At 34.4% G+C, this 17307-nt stretch carries 17 protein-coding genes and 1 pseudogene; 9 read left to right on the forward strand and 9 right to left on the reverse strand.

Translation table 11 applies throughout. The annotated features are described in order from the left end of the window. Nucleotides 1–18 precede the first annotated feature (18 nt). A pseudogene (murP, locus tag LDL57_RS14850) lies at nucleotides 19–1481 on the forward strand (PTS N-acetylmuramic acid transporter subunit IIBC). Between the two features lie 31 nt (nucleotides 1482–1512). Here murP and LDL57_RS14855 read toward each other — a convergent pair. After that, nucleotides 1513–2115 (reverse strand): LysE family translocator, encoded by a 603-nt coding sequence (locus tag LDL57_RS14855; protein ID WP_180560384.1) that lies wholly within the window; start codon nucleotides 2113–2115, stop codon nucleotides 1513–1515. Nucleotides 2116–2214: 99 nt separating this feature from the next. On the opposite strand from LDL57_RS14855, the gene LDL57_RS14860 reads away from it, so the two are divergent. The 4 genes from LDL57_RS14860 (at nucleotide 2215) to crp (ending at nucleotide 5575) form a co-directional block, all read left to right on the forward strand. Next, nucleotides 2215–3189: a hydrolase gene (locus tag LDL57_RS14860; protein ID WP_180560383.1), complete on the forward strand. Its 975-nt coding sequence runs from the start codon at nucleotides 2215–2217 to the stop codon at nucleotides 3187–3189. A gap of 3 nt (nucleotides 3190–3192) precedes the next feature. Continuing rightward, complete coding sequence (locus tag LDL57_RS14865; RefSeq protein WP_180560382.1) at nucleotides 3193–3435, forward strand: YheU family protein; 243 nt, start codon at nucleotides 3193–3195, stop codon at nucleotides 3433–3435. A 74-nt stretch (nucleotides 3436–3509) separates the two neighbouring features. Then, complete coding sequence (locus tag LDL57_RS14870; RefSeq protein ID WP_180560381.1) at nucleotides 3510–4391, forward strand: phosphoribulokinase; 882 nt, start codon at nucleotides 3510–3512, stop codon at nucleotides 4389–4391. 551 nt (nucleotides 4392–4942) lie between these two features. Then, the gene (gene crp, locus LDL57_RS14875) at nucleotides 4943–5575 is read left to right on the forward strand and encodes a cAMP-activated global transcriptional regulator CRP (RefSeq protein ID WP_032116089.1); all 633 of its coding nucleotides are present in this window, start codon (nucleotides 4943–4945) and stop codon (nucleotides 5573–5575) included. A gap of 251 nt (nucleotides 5576–5826) precedes the next feature. Here crp and LDL57_RS14880 read toward each other — a convergent pair whose 3' ends face one another. The 4 genes from LDL57_RS14880 to LDL57_RS14895 all read right to left on the reverse strand — a co-directional run bounded on the left by LDL57_RS14880 (nucleotide 5827) and on the right by LDL57_RS14895 (nucleotide 8672). Then, nucleotides 5827–6183, reverse strand: coding sequence for a DUF488 domain-containing protein (locus LDL57_RS14880; protein WP_180560380.1), 357 nt, complete (start codon nucleotides 6181–6183; stop codon nucleotides 5827–5829). Between the two features lie 249 nt (nucleotides 6184–6432). Then, entirely contained in the window at nucleotides 6433–7008 is a 576-nt protein-coding gene (locus LDL57_RS14885; RefSeq protein ID WP_180560379.1) for an aminodeoxychorismate synthase component II, read from the reverse strand. Between the two features lie 209 nt (nucleotides 7009–7217). Then, nucleotides 7218–7907 carry a hypothetical protein gene (locus LDL57_RS14890; protein WP_180560378.1) on the reverse strand — a complete coding sequence of 230 codons (690 nt, stop codon included), beginning with the start codon at nucleotides 7905–7907 and terminating at the stop codon, nucleotides 7218–7220. A gap of 198 nt (nucleotides 7908–8105) precedes the next feature. Further along, entirely contained in the window at nucleotides 8106–8672 is a 567-nt protein-coding gene (locus tag LDL57_RS14895; protein WP_180560377.1) for a peptidylprolyl isomerase, read from the reverse strand. 282 nt (nucleotides 8673–8954) lie between these two features. On the opposite strand from LDL57_RS14895, the gene yihA reads away from it, so the two are divergent. After that, nucleotides 8955–9578, forward strand: a complete 624-nt coding sequence (gene yihA / locus LDL57_RS14900) for a ribosome biogenesis GTP-binding protein YihA/YsxC (protein WP_180560402.1) — start codon at nucleotides 8955–8957, stop codon at nucleotides 9576–9578. 488 nt (nucleotides 9579–10066) lie between these two features. Here the strand turns inward: yihA and polA are convergent, their stop codons facing one another. From polA to LDL57_RS14920, 4 genes are all read right to left on the reverse strand, one after another. Further along, nucleotides 10067–12859: a DNA polymerase I gene (gene polA / locus LDL57_RS14905; protein ID WP_180560376.1), complete on the reverse strand. Its 2793-nt coding sequence runs from the start codon at nucleotides 12857–12859 to the stop codon at nucleotides 10067–10069. A gap of 384 nt (nucleotides 12860–13243) precedes the next feature. Next, entirely contained in the window at nucleotides 13244–13864 is a 621-nt protein-coding gene (gene dsbA / locus LDL57_RS14910; protein ID WP_180560375.1) for a thiol:disulfide interchange protein DsbA, read from the reverse strand. A 32-nt stretch (nucleotides 13865–13896) separates the two neighbouring features. Then, nucleotides 13897–14886 (reverse strand): serine/threonine protein kinase, encoded by a 990-nt coding sequence (locus LDL57_RS14915; RefSeq protein ID WP_180560374.1) that lies wholly within the window; start codon nucleotides 14884–14886, stop codon nucleotides 13897–13899. A gap of 18 nt (nucleotides 14887–14904) precedes the next feature. Continuing rightward, the gene (locus LDL57_RS14920; protein ID WP_180560373.1) at nucleotides 14905–15174 is read right to left on the reverse strand and encodes a YihD family protein; all 270 of its coding nucleotides are present in this window, start codon (nucleotides 15172–15174) and stop codon (nucleotides 14905–14907) included. A 398-nt stretch (nucleotides 15175–15572) separates the two neighbouring features. Here LDL57_RS14920 and cutA point away from each other — a divergent pair, with 398 nt between their 5' ends. From cutA to LDL57_RS14935, 3 genes are all read left to right on the forward strand, one after another. Beyond that, on the forward strand, nucleotides 15573–15932 hold the full coding sequence (gene cutA, locus LDL57_RS14925) for a divalent cation tolerance protein CutA (RefSeq protein ID WP_225506495.1): 360 nt from the start codon (nucleotides 15573–15575) through the stop codon (nucleotides 15930–15932). A 343-nt stretch (nucleotides 15933–16275) separates the two neighbouring features. After that, nucleotides 16276–16581 carry a hypothetical protein gene (locus tag LDL57_RS14930; protein ID WP_180560372.1) on the forward strand — a complete coding sequence of 102 codons (306 nt, stop codon included), beginning with the start codon at nucleotides 16276–16278 and terminating at the stop codon, nucleotides 16579–16581. A 37-nt stretch (nucleotides 16582–16618) separates the two neighbouring features. Then, nucleotides 16619–17287: a PAS and helix-turn-helix domain-containing protein gene (locus LDL57_RS14935; RefSeq protein WP_225506514.1), complete on the forward strand. Its 669-nt coding sequence runs from the start codon at nucleotides 16619–16621 to the stop codon at nucleotides 17285–17287. The last annotated feature ends 20 nt before the right edge of the window (nucleotides 17288–17307 follow it).

Below are 17307 nucleotides of genomic sequence, written 5' to 3' on the forward strand. Positions count from 1 at the left end.
TTTTAAAGGAAAAGAACCATGGCAAAAATAACTAATGAAATGCTAAAACAAATACTGGCAACTATTGGTGGCGCTAAAAATATTATTCAGTACGGCAACTGTATGACACGCTTACGTATCTCGTTGCATGACATACAACTAGTTGACAAAAATCGCCTCAAACAAATTCCCGGTGTTTTAGGATTATTGAAAGTGATAAACAACTACAAATTATATTAGGTCCAGGTAAGGCACAAACAGCTAATGATATGATAAAACAATTATTAGCAAACAGCTCTGAGACAGAAACAATATTACCCGCTAGCAATGATTTACAAAAAATTGCTGCTGACAACAAAAAACAATTAAAAACCAAACAAACTAGTGTTGTGCATAAATTTTTATCCACTTTTGCCACCATCTTTACCCCACTGATACCGGGTTTCATTGCCGTTGGTTTATTACTTGGCTTCGCAACATTGGCCAAACAAGTATACTATCCAGCGGGTCTACCCACTGAGGCAACACAACAGACTTTTCTTGTTCACTTAATACTTTATATGTCTGTCTTTAGCAAAGGCCTTTATGCTTTTCTAGGGATCTTGATTGGTTACAATACGCAAAAAGTTTTTGGCGGTTCAGGTATTAATGGTGCCATTATTGCGTCACTTTTTATTCTAGGCTACGATCCGCACGCAACAACAGGCTTCTTCTCCAATATGAGCACCTTTTTCAATTACACCATTGATCCTCGGGGTAACATTATTGGTATTTTACTCGCTTGTATCTGTGGTGCCTGGGTTGAGCAACAAATCAGGAAAATTATTCCTGCCAACTTAGATATGATACTGACTTCAGCAATCACATTGCTTATTGTTGGCGCCATTACCTACACCATTATTATGCCGATTGGCAGCTATTTGTTTACTGGTATGTCCTGGTTATTTATACACTTAAATGGCAATCCATTTGGTACCGCTATATTGGCGGGTCTATTTTTGATCGCGGTTGTTTTTGGTGTCCATCAAGGTTTTATTCCGGTATATTTCGCATTAATGGAGACACAAGGGTTTAATCCTCTTTTCCCAATCCTGGCTATGGCTGGCGGCGGTCAGATTGGTGCAGCATTAGCGCTCTATATTAAATCAGCTAAGGATTCTAGCTTACGAAATCAGATACGCGGGGCAATAATCCCAGGCATATTAGGTATTGCTGAGCCTTTAATCTATGGTGTGACGCTACCGCGCATTAAACCTTTTATAACTGCTTGTTTAGGCGGCGCCGCTGGTGGTTTTTTTATCGGATTAGTTGCCTGGTTAGGTCAACCAATTGGCCTCAATTCGGTTTTCGGTCCATCCGGATTAATTGCTATTCCATTGATGACATCTACAACTGGGATTTTTAACGGTATACTTATCTATATTGCTGGCTTACTGATTTCCTATTTATTTGGTTTTATTTTTACTTATTTGTTCGCTAGTAAAAATGCCGAACTAAATTAATGCAAAAAAGGGGCTGCCCTTTTTTGCATCACTATTGCAACCAAATAAAAGGAATACAAGCGAGGGTAAAAATACTCATTGTAATATTAAAAATAAACCAAGCATTCCGCCCGCGAAGCAGGATACCGATTAACGAACCAAAGCCAACCCAGATAAAACCACCGATTAAATTGACAATCAACATAACAAAACTTATGATCAGAATCGAGTTAACGTAGTTATCAGCCACACTATAACTACTAACCGCCCCTAACCCCATCATCCATGCCTTGGGATTCAAGAATTGTAATAAACTCCCTTGATACCATTTAATTGATTTAGCAACTTGAGACTCTGTATTAAGTTGCACATGGTGGGATGTAGCGAGTTTCCAAGCAAGCCATAATAAATAAAAACTCCCAACGAGTTTCATTATAATTTGTAACACTGGCGAAACCAGTAAAAGAACAGCAAGACCACCAGCAGAAATAAATAGTATACTCTGGATACCTAATATTACGCCGAATATTAAAGGTATTGAACGCCGTAAACCATACTGAGCCCCTGATGACGTAAATAATAAATTATTTGGACCAGGAGTAATCGCCACAATAAATAAAAAAGTAAATAGCGCAAAAATCAGCCCATGACTCATTTAAGATCCTTTGATTAACTATGATTAATCTTTTTTCATATTAAAAATAACAATATATTATCAGAATATATGTAAAATTAATTATTTAGATTTACAATTATGAGTAAAAATTTTCAACCAATAAATTGGGCTAAAAACCCTCATTTACAAACACTATTACCCCGTATTGTGAGGAAAAAGCCGCAAATCAAACCACTATGGCAACGCCTCGAATTGCCTGATGGTGATTTTATTGATCTCGCTTGGAGTGAAGATCCTCAATCTGCAAAACATAAACCTCGGCTAGTCATTTTTCACGGCTTAGAAGGCAGCTTTAGAAGTCCATATGCCCATGGCATGTTGGAAGCGACGAAAAAAAGAGGATGGCTCGGTGTAATTATGCATTTTCGTGGCTGTAGTGGAGAACCAAATCGGCAAAAACGTATTTATCATTCCGGTGAAATTACCGATGCCCGTTACTTCCTCAAATGGCAGAAAACAATTTACGGTCAAGTACCAATTGCCGCTGTTGGCTACTCGCTTGGTGGTAATATGTTAGCTTGCTATTTAGCTGAAACTGGGCAATATGCTGATGTTAATGCCGGAGTCATTGTTTCTGCTCCTTTAATGTTAGAACCTTGTTCAATTCGTTTAGAAAAAGGGATTTCACAATTTTATGAACGTTATTTACTAAATGGCCTTAAACGTAATGCAACACGCAAACTCATTCGCTACCCAGGTTCATTACCGCTTAATTTGCTACAACTAAAAAAACTAAAACGGCTGCGTGATTTTGATAATGTCGTTACGGCAAAAATACACGGTTTTAAAGATGCGACGGATTATTATAATCAATGTAGTGCTCTGCCTCGGTTACCCAATATCCGTGTGCCAACACTGATTATTCATGCAAAAGATGATCCTTTTATGGCGCCTGAAGTTGTACCAAATATCACCCAATTACCTGCTAATATCGAGTATCAAATAACAGAACATGGTGGTCACGTTGGGTTTGTTAGTGGCACATTAAAACAACCTCAAATGTGGCTTGAGCAACGTATACCTGATTGGTTAACCCCATATCTGGAGCCGTAATTTATGATCATTCCATGGCAACAACTAGCAGCGGATACTTTAAATAATTTGATCGAAAGCTTTGTCTTACGAGAAGGAACAGATTACGGTAAAGATGAGAAAACACTGGATGAAAAAGTTGAGGATATTAAGCAGCAATTACGATTAGGAAGTGTTGTGCTTGTCTGGTCTGAATTGCATGAAACGATAAATATTTTGCCAAAAACACAATTAGATCCTTTAATAACTGTATATATTACTATCTAAAAATAAATTTTACGTTATTGTAATTAATGTGTTAAAACATTGTGTTATCTAAGTGCGTAATGGAAGCTATTTATATGTCAGCTAATCATCCGATCATTGCGGTAACAGGCTCCAGTGGTGCGGGCACCAGCACTACTAGCCTTGCATTTCAAAAAATCTTTACCCAGCTAAAACTTTCGGCAGCAACCATTGAAGGTGATAGCTTTCATCGTTATACTCGCCCTGAAATGGATGTTGCTATTCGTAAAGCTAAAGAACAGAGTCGTCATATTAGTTATTTTGGGCCTGAATCCAATGACTTTGGTCTGCTAGAACGAAGTTTAATCGAGTATGGCGAAAAAGGGACAGGAAAACGTCGACATTATTTACATACCTATGATGAAGCAGTCCCCTACAATCTTCAGCCTGGAACTTTTACGCCATGGGAAGCATTGCCTAAAAATACCGATATACTATTTTATGAAGGGTTACATGGTGGTGTTGTAACATCAAAATATAATGTCGCTAAACATGTAGACTTATTAGTCGGCGTTGTGCCTATTGTTAATCTTGAATGGATCCAGAAGCTAATTCGTGATACATCAGAACGGGGTCATTCAAGAGAAGCTGTGATGGATTCAGTTATTCGCTCAATGGGAGATTACATTAAATACATCACCCCACAATTTTCTCGCACCCATATCAACTTTCAACGCGTTCCAACCGTCGATACCTCTAACCCCTTTGCCGCTAAAGCCATTCCTTCTCCTGATGAAAGTTTTATAGTGATCCGATTTAATGGTCTGACCCAGATCAATTTTTCCTATCTTTTAGCCATGTTACACAATTCATTTATTTCATCAATAAATACATTAGTTGTTCCAGGCGGGAAACTAGGTTTAGCACTAGAGTTAATTATGACTCCATTAGTAAAAAAGCTCGTCTCTAATAAGAAAATTATCCATAAAAGAAGCTAACAATACAGCATTATATTTTTACTTATATCAATTTTTTATTCTTATACCCACTTTAAGATTTAAACTGTGCATAAAATTATCTTTTATTTATAGTATAATAATAACGTTAACATTTCCTTGTTAATTATTTTATATAGTAATTATTTTATAATGTTAATATTTATTTTTGCTATAATTTGATAACTTATGAAATAATATATTATTATTCCAGTTTTATTTTTTATTTGTAATATTTACTTAGTGATACTTATTAATAAATACAATAAAACTAATCAACTTATTGCTAAAATATGAAATTTTTGGCTTATACAATATTGCTGAATCGAGACAGTAGAGACAGGATGCTTTTATTATGCTACAAAGCAAAAGCACATTTATAGTATGGTTAAGATCAATACCAAAAATTCCGAATCAATATACCCTATAGTTAATATTAACTTTCCCAAACTAAACAAGTTAGTATGCTATGTTAGAACTTTATAAGATGAGTCAGCCTTGTGAAGACTCGTATTTTGGTATTCAGGCTGCAATAACATTAGAGGATTAAGCGAATGGTTTTCGGCAAACCACACACAGACCCTACTCTTGAATGGTTTTTGTCACACTGCCATATTCACAAATATCCATCCAAAAGTACTCTTATACATCAGGGCGAAAAAGCAGAAACTCTTTATTATATTGTAAAAGGTTCTGTTGCTGTTTTGATTAAAGATGAAGAAGGAAAAGAGATGATCCTTTCCTACCTGAATCAAGGGGACTTTATTGGTGAACTTGGATTATTTGAGGAGGGGCAAGAACGCACAGCTTGGGTTAGAGCTAAAAGCGCCTGTGAAGTCGCTGAAATTTCTTATAAAAAATTCCGCCAATTAATACAGGTAAATCCAGATATCTTAATGCGGTTATCAGCGCAAATGGCTAAACGCTTACAAACAACGTCTGAAAAAGTCGGTAATCTCGCTTTTTTAGATGTCACAGGACGTATTGCACAAACATTATTAAATTTAGCCAAACAACCTGACGCGATGACGCATCCAGATGGGATGCAAATTAAAATTACTCGTCAAGAGATAGGTCAAATAGTAGGATGCTCACGCGAAACAGTGGGACGTATCCTAAAAATGCTAGAAGATCAAAATCTAATTTCTGCTCACGGTAAAACTATTGTCGTTTACGGTACGCGTTAATATTCTATAAACCAGTACCTACTTTTATGTAGCGTATTGGTTTTATAAGTTTGTTTTTTATTATTCTTATTAAATATATACTTCAATTATGAATATATAGCACACAATAATAATAAAAAAATCGAATAAAACGGTTAATAAATAAAATAAATTGGATAGCTGAATGATGATACTGATTTAATATGATATTCGAAATTAAAAATAATCAGACTATCTATCAGAAAATTAACTAGATAGCTAAAGTATAATGATCAAACCCTATTGAGTTTATTTTCCAAAAATGATTTTAATACCACGGCATTATTATGATCTTCATCTTTGCTGGAAAAAAGAAGCACCAAACAACCTGATTTTGTTTTAAGCAATAAATGTTGCCAACTATCAGGATTATTTTCTAACTCTGCAAAATAAAGTCGCTTAAACAACTCAAAATTTGCTGGATATTTATGAAACCATTTTCTTAAATCATTTGAGTGAGCAACATTTTTATTCCATTCATCATAACGAAGGTCTTGCTTTTTAATGCCTCTAGGCCATATCCTATCAACCAAAACCCGATAGCCATTATTACTGGCTTTGTCAGCAAAAACCCGTTTACAGATGATCATCTTGCTACCATTTTTTGATAATAAAGAATTTAACAAAAATTTTTTTATTATTTTTAATAGTAGTCTTTTATCGATAGTAAATACAAAAACACATGTTTTAATAATATTTAAACAAACCCTTTACCATAGACTACTTTTCACCCTATTGAAGTTTACATCTCAAGCAAAATAAAGCCTACTTTATCCAATATTGATAGTTATATTAATCATTGAATATAAATAGCCAAACTTGAACTAATTCTTGATAAATTAATACTTTAGAAAATTATTTAATAACTCATGTCCTTGCTCACTCAAGATACTTTCCGGATGAAATTGAACACCTTCAATAGGTAGTGTTTTATGCCGGATACCCATAATTTCATCAATATTTCCATCATGTAACGTCCATGCAGTCACTTCAAAAGTTGCGGGCAATGTTCCAGCATCAATCACCAAAGAATGATAACGAGTTACCTGTAATGGACGATTTAATCCTTTAAAAATACCTTGCTGATTATGATGAATTGCGGATACTTTACCATGCATTACTTCTCTCGCTTTAACAATAGAAGCACCAAAAGCCTGTCCAATCGCCTGGTGACCAAGGCAAACACCCAAAATTGGGATCTTACCGGCAAAATAGGAAATTGTTTCAAGTGAAACACCCGCCTGGTTAGGTGTACATGGACCTGGTGAAATGACTAAATGTGTCGGCGCTAATGTTTCTATCTCCGAGATAGTTATTGCATCATTACGCTTAACCACGACATTAACCCCTAATTCACACAGATATTGATAAAGGTTATAGGTAAACGAATCATAGTTATCAATTATCAAAAGCATAACTAGCTATCCAAATGATTTTTATAGTAATAATTCCTTAATTTTGATCTTTATTATTAAGGAAAATTGTACAGATTATAATACCATAATAACAAAGTTGGCTATCATACCATAACCGCAGAAAAAAATAGCTCATAAAAATCAATCAAAATGTTTCATTTCAATAAATAAACATAATAATTATTAATTAGAATAATTATAAGTGATAACTATAAATCATTATAAACTTCGTTATAATATTGACCATAAGGTTTTAAGTTATTTGATGTTATTTCGTTATATCGATAAATTTCACCAATATATTTAGTCGCTTCATCAAATTTGTTATCAATAAGATAATTATCATAGACTTCATTATAACATTTTATATTTCTTGGATTTGCCATAATTCCAATATCTACTGCCATGTGATTAATAATTTCTCGTTGGATCTCAATATTTTTAATCGTCGCAGCACCTTCACTCGCTAAAAAATAAGAAATAAAATTTGATTTAGATTCTATATTTGGCTTTTCTGTATAAAAAATATGCCCAATTTCATGGGATAGTGCTTGTATAGTCAAATTAGGATGATTCAAAACTCGATTTGAAATAAAAACAGTTTTCCGTCGCAAATCGGTAGCAGTTCCTTGCCCTCGTTGCGCTACAACTAATTTCCAACCATCAACTTCCAATGTTTTCAATGCTCGGCTCAATGTTGCTGAACTTGAAATAAGTATTTGTGTTTTTTCAGAAAATCGAATCTTTTCGCCCGGTGTGTATTTAATTTTCTCATCCAAAAAATAAGTAGACATAGGCGCCATATTTAACAATTCTGAAAATTGATTATTGTTATGTTCTATTTTAGGTTCAACAATATTTTCTATTAGTTTCTGGCAACTAGGTAGTAGCTTACTCAAACAATAATTCCTCATTAGCAACAATGATAACGATATAAATTAATAAACTGATGGATATTTTGTTTTATTATAAAGTAAAGTTTTACCGGTAATAGCAAGATAAAGGCAGATAAATTATTTTAGTTTTTTAATTGTCATTGAATATTAAAAAATTATGTTAAATTTAATAGCAGAAAATATTTTCTGCTATTAAATAAATTATTCTATACTGGCAGAAATAATTTTTATTTCTTCAGTCGGTACATTTTGGTAGGGACCAATATTTGTTGTTGTTACACTCGAAATTTTGTCAACTACATCCATTCCGTCAATCACTTTACCAAAAACGGCATAGCCAAAATCACGTTGGCCATGATCTAAGAATGCATTATCTGCTGTATTGATAAAAAATTGGCTAGTTGCACTATCCTTAGCTGATGTGCGCGCCATTGCAATTGTGCCACGTAAATTACGTAAGCCATTATCAGCTTCATTTTTGATTGGCAAGCGAATATTTGGTTGAGGTTGCAAACCACTAATAAAGCCACCACCTTGGATCATAAAACCAGGGATCACACGATGGAAAATAGTATTTTGATAATAACCTTCTTTTACATACTGAATAAAATTATCGGTAGTTATAGGCGCTTTTTTATTATTTAATTCAAGTAGGATATTCCCCTTAGAAGTCACTAATTTAACAATAGTAGCCTCAGCTGCGACAGCAAAAGAAGAGATGCTAACCATATACGCTACCAGTAGCGGCACAAAAAAACGTTTTAACATTCAAGTTCCTTTTAATTTTTTTTAGATGAAAATGTAAGCTAAAATTTAGTACCGTCAGGTCATTATACTAAGTAAAAATACATAACTGGCCTAAATTGACCTAATTAAATAATAGGATCTATTCTGTCACATTTCATATTTTTTTCTTATGTAAAAAATGTTATTTTTAATAAAATTGATTAACGGATAATCATCTATCTTTCATGTAGCTATCACTATCTTAATTTATCCTCTACAAGGTATAATTTCTCTACTTTAAGCCGAAATCAGCGAGAAACAATGATGACAAACAAAAATTACAACTATCACCAGACAAAATTTGTCACAAGCGCGCCTGATATTCACCATTTACCAAACGATCATGGGATAGAAATTGCCTTCGCTGGCCGTTCTAACGCCGGTAAATCTAGCGCATTAAATGCACTTACCCAACAAAAAAATTTAGCGCGTACCAGTAAAACACCTGGCAGAACAAAGTTAATCAATCTGTTCGAAGTCGCAGAGGGTATTAGACTGGTTGATTTACCTGGCTACGGTTATGCAGAAGTCCCCGAATCAGTTAAACGCCAATGGCAACAAGCATTAAGCGAATATTTACAAAAAAGAAAATGTTTAAAAGGATTGATAATATTAATGGACATTCGTCATCCATTAAAAGATATGGATATACAAATGATTGAATGGTCTGTGGCAATGAATATTCCAATACTTGTATTGCTAACGAAAGCAGACAAACTAGTTCCGAATAAACGAAAAGCGCAAGTTATTGCCGTACGTAATAAATTAAAAACCGTGGCTGGTAATTTACAAGTTGAAACTTTTTCTTCATTAAAAAAAATGGGTATTGATAAATTACAACTTAAATTAGATGAATGGTTTAACGAGCAACATTCTAAACATAATTAATCTACATGATGGATAATTAAAGGTATTTCTTTATCACCGCCGTTACATTTTCTTAAATACAAATAAAAAAATGCTCTAGTCAATTATTTGACTAGAGCAGCTTAATAATCAGCTTATCTGATTACACAAAGTAATAGATTTTAAAAATAGAACATCTTACCTCTGTACCCTACACGAATTACTTTACTTTATTTCGCGAAGAAAAAAAAGTTTTTTTGTTACTTTTTTCATCAGATTGAGGCTATAACTTTACTTAATGTAATCAATACCGATTTTTTTGATAACTTTAGTACTTAATTAGTCAATATTATACATTTTTAGTGATAAAAACTGCATGGTTTGGTCAAAACAGTAGGGTTACTCATCTAACAAAAGTCAGTGATTACCCACTATGTTATTTTGTCACAAATAAAATTAGTTGGTTTGATTAAAATTTTTATCGACAAATAGCATAAATGCAGCCTTATTCTTGCAAAATATTTTATTATTTAATGTGCTTCATCCCAATTATTACCAATACCAATATCAACTTTTAGTGGAACAGTTAGTTGCATACTTTTTTCCATTAACTGACGGATTTTTTGTTGTGACCTCTCAACTGCAGACTCTTTTACTTCAAATACTAATTCATCGTGTACTTGCATCAACATATAAAGATCAGGTTTTACCGATTCAATCCATTTATCTAATGCGATCATCGCTTTCTTTATAATATCAGCCGCCGTTCCTTGCATTGGTGCGTTAATAGCTTCACGTTCAGATGCTTTACGTCGCATTGCATTACGAGAATTAATATCAGGCAAATAGAGTCGACGTCCGGCTAGCGTTTCAACATATCCTTGCTCGGCAGCTTGCTTACGAGTACGTTCCATATAACTTAAAACACCAGGATAGCGCTCAAAATAACGATCCATATAATGCTGCGCTTGGCCACGCGTAATTCCTAACTGACGGGATAATCCAAAAGCGCTCATACCATAGATTAAACCAAAATTAATCGCTTTTGCGCTACGACGCTGTTCATTAGTAACATCAGTCAACAATACACCAAAAACCTCTGCCGCAGTTGCTCGATGAATATCTTTTCCTTCGGCAAAAGCATCACGCAATCCTTTATCCTGCGAAAGGTGAGCCATAATACGCAATTCGATTTGCGAATAATCTGCGGCTACAATTTTATAACCTTCCCGAGCAATAAACGCTTGACGGATCCTTCGTCCTTCCTCAGTTCTAACTGGAATATTTTGTAAATTAGGATCACGGGAAGAGAGTCTGCCAGTTGCCGTTACTGCCTGGTGATAGGAAGTATGTACCCGTTTCGTTTTGGGGTGGATCATCATCGGTAGTTTATCGGTGTAAGTCGATTTCAATTTTGACAAGCTACGGTGTTGCAAAATAATTTTTGGCAGCTCATGACTAAAGGCAAGCTCCTCTAAAACTTCCTCATTCGTGGAAGGTGTTCCACTAGGAGTTTTCTTTACCACTGGCAATTGAAGTTTTTCAAACAAAATGGCTTGCAACTGTTTAGGTGATGCCAAATTAAATTCTTGCTCAGCAATAGCATATGCTTCTTTTTCAATTTCCATTAATCGGCTTGCTATCTCCTGAGATTGTTTAGCAAGCTTATTTGCATCAATAAGCACTCCAATCCGCTCCATACGGGCTAATACCGGTACTAGCGGCATCTCTATCTGTTGAAAAATGCCTTTTAATTTTGGTTCTGCCTCTAGCTGAGGCCATAGGGTTTGGTGTAATAATAAAGTGACATCTGCATCTTCGGCTGCATAAGTTGACGCTTGTTCGAGTGGGATTTGATTGAACGTTAGCTGATTTTTTCCTTTGCCAGCAATCTCTTCAAAAGTTATAGTTTTATGATTGAGATGCCGTTGAGCTAAGCTATCCATATCATGACGTCCCAGTCCGGCGACACTATTTAATACGTAAGATTCCAGCATCGTATCAAAGGCCATATTTTTTAATTCAATATCATAATTTGCCATTATGCCATAATCGAATTTTAAATTCTGACCAATCTTTTGAATATTTTTGTCAACTAAAATCGGTTTTATCGCCGCTAATACCTCATCTAAGGGTAATTGTTGTGGCGCATCAAGATAATCATGCCCTAGCGGAAGATAAGCACCGTTACCTTCTTCGATGGCAAAAGAGAGTCCAATGAGATGGGCTGATAGCGTATCAAGGCTGTCAGTTTCGGTATCAAAGGCAAAACACTTTGCCGATTGCAATTTTTCAACCCATTGCATCAAATCAGCTTTGGTCAATATCGTTTGATAATGTTCTGTTGATAATGCGGCAACCGGCTCTTTAGCTAAAAAAATATCATTATTGTTAACAGAAGTAGTGGTTGAAGATTGAGCAGTTTTTTTCGTTAGCCAACCACCATTTTGTAAATCAGCTAACCAACACTTAAATTCATAACGACTAAAAAGCGCGTGTAACTTTTCAATATCAGGCGCCTGCATAACCAATCCATCATAATCTGTCGTTAAGTCAACATTAGTCTTAATTGTGGCTAATTTATAAGATAAGAAAGCAATATCTTTATGTTGTGCCATCTTTTCTGCTAATGTTTTCGATCCACGAAATCCCAATGGTGCAATTGCTGATAAGTTCTGGTAAATCGTTGCCAGATCGCCAATCCCTTGCAATAAAGCTAATGCTGTTTTTTCTCCTACCCCAGGTACACCAGGAATATTATCAGAAGAATCACCCATCAATGCGAGGAAATCAACCATCAACTCAGGCGGCACGCCATATTTATCAACAACCTCTGCCGGCCCTAAAATGGTGTTCGTCATAGTATTAATGAGTGTAATATTAGCAGTCACTAATTGAGCCATATCTTTATCACCTGTACTAATTAATACAGGTAATCCTTTCTTACTAGCCTGTAAAGCTAATGTACCTATTACATCATCAGCTTCTACACCAGCAACAACCAACAAAGGAAGCCCCATGGCAGCAACCATTTCATGTAGCGGCGCTATTTGTTCACGTAAATCATCAGGCATCGGGGGTCGTTGAGATTTGTACTGCTCAAATAATTCATCTCGAAAAGTTTTTCCTTTAGCATCAAATACGACCGCAATATGACTCGGCTTATATTGCATAATTAAACTACGGAGCATATTAAGAACACCATACATAGCACCAGTTGGTTCACCTGCACTATTGGTTAATGGGGGAAAAGCATGATATGCACGATAAAGGTAAGAAGAGCCATCAACTAGGATATATGGGTTTTCTGCAATTTGAGCCATAGTCTTTTTCATCATCAAAGTAATTAATAGTGATAGAATGCCACACTCATGAGAGAGAAACGAATTTTGCCTGAATTTATTTTCAATTTGTCACTTTTCCAACGCTGATAGCACCAGAACATCCTGTGGATAAACTTGTGTGTAAATCTTCTTATTATACTATATTCAATAGTTAAACAGATTTAGCTTAGAAAACAATATTAAATGAGAATCAAGACGTTACGGATAAAAATAATATCGCGCTGCTATTTTTGTTGGTTAACATTTTTTTGTGGATATTACAGAATAATATGCCAAAAAAAAGAAAAAATCCGCTGTTGTACCAATATGTTAAACCGTTGGCACAACAGGGTGCAATTCCAAACAAGCGGAAAAAAGATTTACTTATTTGCTAATTAAAAAGTTAACAACATCAGAATAAGCTTTAGCATAATGGTCGGCATCTTCAATGGTTATACCGTTGTTACGTACCATATACTTACCATTAACAAACATAGCTGGCACGCCACGTAATTGAAAATCGTTCGCTGCTTGCTGCTGTTTTACCACCAACGATTTAACGACAAAACTATTTAGCGCTGCATCATATTCTTCACTTTTGACGCCAGCTCTAATAAATAATGCTTTAATATCAGCGGGTGTATTTATCGATTCTGACTTTTGGATCCCTTCAAACAGCAACGGTGACACTTTATCCTCAACTTTTAACACCATTGCTACCGTCCAAGCTTTGGTTAACTCAGCGCCTAATGGCCCCAAAAAATCAACATGGTAGCGTTCCATTTTAATATCTTTAGGTAAATTTTTGGCTACTGTTTGTGAAACATGATAGATGGATTCAAATTGATAACAATGTGGACAGTAAAAAGAAAAAAACTCTACTACGCGAGGTGCATTTTGTACCGCTTTTTGTATTTTGATAAATTCAGTACCCTCTGTGTAACTTGCTGCAGAAACACTATAAGACATTACTAACCCTATCAAGGCTAACCAAAACTTATTCATATTACTCACTCTCCAAAAATATTTTCCATTTATTAATATGCTAAACCGGGTTGCAAAGGCTGCTCATTTAGCGCATTGATCTGTTCAGAAAAAAGTAACATCTGTTTACGCCAAAAATCATATTCAATCATCCAAGGAAAAGCACGCGCAAAAGCCGGATCTTCCCATCGCCGAACAATCCATGATAAATAATGAACCATCCGCATTGCCCGTAAAGGCTCAATCAGAGTTAATTGCTCCTTATCAAAATGCGCATATTCAGTATAACCTTCTAATAATATTTCCAGTTGAATTCGTTGTTCCCGACGTTCGCCATTTAAAAGCATCCATAAATCTTGTATTGCTGGGCCATTACGAGCATCATCAAAATCGACAATAAAAGGGCCATCTCGCCACAAAATATTACCAGGATGACAATCCCCCTGTAAGCGGAGGCAACGATATTGTTGAGACCAGCGTTTTTTTACTTCTTCAATTAGTTTATCAACAACTAATAGGAAACTCGGCTTTAAATCAGCAGTCAATAAAGAAGTATTAGCTAAAATTTCACGAGGCGTAATTAAATATTCATCAATTCCAATAGTTGGGCGAGAGGTAAAGTTGTGTTGGTATCCTATTTGATGAATACGTCCAATTAATCGGCCAACCTCTTCCAACTGTAACAAGTTATCAGCCTCATATTGCCGTCCACCAACAGCTGGAAAAACTGCATAGAAAAAACCTCTATACTCCAATACAGTTTGCCCGGCAAAAAATAGCGGAGCTACAACAGATAAACCTGCTGCATGTAAAGATAACATAAGATCATGCTCTTCTTGAATCTGAGTCTGATTCCAGCGAGCTGGACGATAAAATTTCACAACGTAACGCTTACGCTGTTCATCTACAAACTGGTAAACTCGGTTTTCATAACTATTCAACTCAAATATCCCTGAATCAGGGTATAATCCAACTTCTAATAACGCATCATGAATTAAATCGGGGGTAATCGTTTTGAAATGAAAAGCACTTTGCTGTGTCACTTTATTATCTCTATCAGGTTAATCTTTAATAATGCCCCGGGCACGTAAAAGCGCTGTTTTGAAATCGTCTTCATAATCTTTTTTCAATCCAGGTATCACAGCTTCCGTTGGAGAACTACGCATTTTTAAATGATAGATCAAAGTATCGTCGGTCAAATCACCTAGATCTCCTTTAAAACCAGCTTCATCAGCTAATTTTTGTAATAATTGAACCAAATTTAATTCTGGATATACCTGCCATATGGGGTACAGTAGTTCAATAACTTCTTTTAACCGATGATATTTCATTTTTCAATGCCTTAATAACAAATTATTTATACAAATTATCCAGGATTATTGACTAGGAAAAGTGTTACTTTGTCAATTAACATAAAATTTATATTTTTCTCCTATTCTTTACTATCATGTATTAAGTTAAAATATCAACTATCTAATCGATAAATATATTTATAATAAGTGTACCTAGCCGAATTAATTTTGGTTATATTCCATTAGCAATAATGAATAAAAATGACGGTTTTAACATACATTATCTACATGCAAAATAATTAACATATTGTAATGAATTTGCTACATAATTTAGATATAACTAATTTTTTTAATACACATATTTGTTTTATTAATTATCGCTCGCTCAAAAAAGCTGTTTTAATTCCTTTCAACACAATTTTTAAAGGTAATTGCTCATGATGCAACAGCATTTAAATGAAACAATTTCACATCACAATAACGAAGATATTCGCATTGTTCTATGTACAACACCCGATGAGGCAACCGCAAAAATCATTGCCAAACAATTAGTTGTTAAAAAACTCGCCGCGTGTGTTACGCTTTTACCACAAGCTATTTCGTTTTATCGCTGGCAAGATGAGCTAGAACAACAAACTGAAGTACAAATGCTCATCAAAACACATATCACTTTACAAGATAAAGTGTTTTCACACATTAAAACCTACCATCCTTACCAAGTTCCCGAATTGTTAGTAATAGCAGTAACCGATGGCGATATTAATTATTTGGCGTGGCTTAAAAAATCTCTAAATTAAATAAATATTGCCAAATATTTAGCGCTATTTACTGTTAAAAGTATTAATCATCAGCTGTGTTAAAAACAACCTATCCATAGAAAATAAATCTTTTGTTACTAAAAAACGCTAATAATCATTATCAGCGTTTTTCTTTAGTACATCCAATATGATAAATCTATCATTAGCAATATCACATACGAGAATTATAAAATAAATTCTTTAATTAACAGTTGTTTCATGTAAGAAAATTTGGTTAGGTTATAGTAATATTTACGCTCGGAAACTCTAACAAGCGAAGTTTTATCTCCTACAAATCTATACCCGAATGATAATTGTCACTATTAAAATGAGGGAATAAAAAATGTTTGTTGATTTTATACTTAATTGGCATTTTACTTACGTTATAAATAAGTTACAGCAAAACAAAACTAGCCCGGCAGATATTTTCTTAGAATTTAAAATAAATTCACAAACATTAGTAAATATCTCTATTTCATCATATTCAAAAAATGAAGAAATTATTACTATTCATTTTAGTATTTATCCGTTTGTAAGGCAGCCAAATCACTATTTAAATACGTGCCAGCGTAATCTTATTGTAAAAAGATTAATACTGGGTACAAAATTTAATAAAAAATCAAAACAGGAGATATCATTTTTTTCATAAAAAGGTTTAGCCATTTAAAAATAAAAAGGTTACTTCAATGGGAAAAACCATATCAGACAAACAGTTAGGTAGCTTGCACACATTTTTAAAACATGAGAAAGATCCCTGGGGAATTAAAGACTTAAACTCAAGATATGTTTATGTTAATAACTTTACGCATCTAGGAATAAAGCTCGATTTTAATATAGAAGGTATCCTTGATAGCGAATTACCTCATCCTGTGGCTGAATTATCCTCAGATTTAATAATACATGATAACAATGTAATTTTTAATGACAAAAAAGAGGCTGTCATTCAAACCTCATTTAATTTCAAAGAAAAAAAATTAAAACCCTACTTTTTTGAAAAGCGGCCATTTTATAATGAATCTGGTGAAATTATAGGAACAATTTACCACGGACGTGAATTAGCCAACTTATGTATAAACATCTGCCATCCTTCTGTATATTTATTCACTCCTCCTAATGATCTTTTTTCCAATAGAGAACTAGATATCGTTTTCCTTGCCCAGCAAAAACTTAGTAGTAAAGAAATAGCCAAATGCTTAAATATTGCTATCCAAACCGTAGAAGTCCATCTGAAGAGCATTTATAAAAAAGTGGGCGCACATTGTTTAAGACAATTCATTGAATACTGTAAATCAACCGGATTTGATAGATATGTTCCACAAAAATTTTTAAAAAACGGAATAAAATTTGTTAAATAAATCAGATACAAAACAATTAA

It is taken from the genome of Arsenophonus apicola, from assembly GCF_020268605.1.
Lineage (GTDB): Bacteria > Pseudomonadota > Gammaproteobacteria > Enterobacterales > Enterobacteriaceae > Arsenophonus > Arsenophonus apicola.